The organism is Haemophilus sp. C1 (genome assembly GCF_001276515.1).
Lineage (GTDB): Bacteria > Pseudomonadota > Gammaproteobacteria > Enterobacterales > Pasteurellaceae > Haemophilus.
Window position 1 is genome coordinate 1 of the sequence record NZ_LDVZ01000060.1, and the last position, 1,728, is coordinate 1,728.

At 33.0% G+C, this 1,728-nt stretch carries 1 protein-coding gene; it reads left to right on the forward strand.

Annotation, left to right across the window (positions count from 1 at the left end; all coding sequences use genetic code 11):
• Window positions 1–1,728, forward strand: a 1,728-nt coding sequence (locus ABW51_RS10190; protein ID WP_197271865.1) for a hypothetical protein, incomplete at both ends; no start/stop codon positions are given.

Below are 1,728 nucleotides of genomic sequence, written 5' to 3' on the forward strand. Positions count from 1 at the left end.
TTTCCTGCATATTCTCAGGATTCTAATTCGGAAGAAAATAAACCTTTACCTCTTAACGATGAAGAATATGAGGCTAGAAAAAAATCTATTACAGATAATATAAATAAGGCTGTTGAGGATATTAAGAAAAAAGAAAAAGAAGTTAAATATGATCGTAAAGTTGAAGGGCAATCCGTATTTTCTGAGGGAAATGAAAGTGTATCAGGACTTTATAATAAGACTATTGATGGTGGAGGAGCTTATTTGTTTTATCTACATAGTGGAAGACCGCCTTTAAATAATTTGAAGTTGATTAACAATAAAGATCTTTCATCTTATACCGAAGTTTTTTCTACGCGTTGGGTACAGGGAGGGGGAAACATTTATCGCCCACCTGTCACTGGTGTGAATAATCTCATTTATATTGAAAATAAGGGAAATATCACTGGGAAAGGAACTGGTCCATCGAACAATCAACCTGCAATACATTTAATTTCAGGAAAGGATTTTTACTTCAAGAATTCAGGTAAGATAACATCAAAACAAGATACAAGTGAGATAAAAGCAGGAAATGATTTAATATTAGAGACTGAAGGTTCTAAAGATTCTCCTAGTATGCTAGATAAATCTAAGTTTAATGGAAAAAATGTTGTTCTTTCAAATACTGGCTATTCTGTATTTAATGAGGTTAACTTTGGAGCAGCTGAAAATTTTACTTTTTCCAATAAAGGGACAATACTTTCATACATGACGATTGATGACTTTATTAAAGCTGGTAAAGGACGTTATAAAGCGCCAGAGCCTAATACAGATACAAAAAAGGAATATGAAAAATACCTAGAAGATTTTTATAAAAATCACCCACCAAAAGATAAGGATGAATATTTTGCCCCTGAAGATAGGGGTAAAAAATATGTTCCTTATGAGACTTATAAAAATATTATAGAAGAATATAAAAAATATCGTGAAAAAATTAAGGATGAAGAATATAAAAAATTTCTTGAAGAATATCGTGAAGAATATCCAGACGACAACCCCCCTGAACCCGGCATTGAAATAGACAATGAATTTGATATCATGAGATTGTGTGTTCCTAATAGGGAATGTGAAGGAACTTTAGTTAATATAGGAAAGGTTACTTTCATTAACAGCAATAGATTGTATGAGATACGTAAGGAATTACATAAAGCTTCTTTAAAACCAAAGACAGTAGATGAATTTATTAAAGAAGGTAACGGTGCTTATATAAAACCGATTCCTACTCGAAAAACAGAAGAAGATTACAGCTTATATAAACTTGATCGTGGAGTCGTAGGCACTCCAATAGGTGCAAAAAATTTATACGGAGAAAATAGTGGAGAGATACCTGGAACCCTAAGCCTATATTTTCATAATGGGTATTTTATTAACTCAAAGAACATAGGGACACTAAGTGTTAATGCTGAGAGAGGGTTAGTGGTTAATCGTGGGACAGCATCATTGTATATCAGCGATTATGGAGAGAAGAGTGGGCTGTTAGAAGTAGATTTAAAAAATTCTAAAGTTTCAAAGTGGTCAAGTATCAACAGAAATTCGGCTCCAACTCGCGTTATCGTCAATGAAAAAACAATTATTGAAGATGTTTTAAAAGCGGATGGAACCAATGAAACCCTTGTCGTGAGCAGAGATAAAGATAGTGAGCTTCATAATCTTGAAGCCGGTATGAATAAATATGATGGTTTTGAAAAGTTAGAGATGCAAGGTAAATGG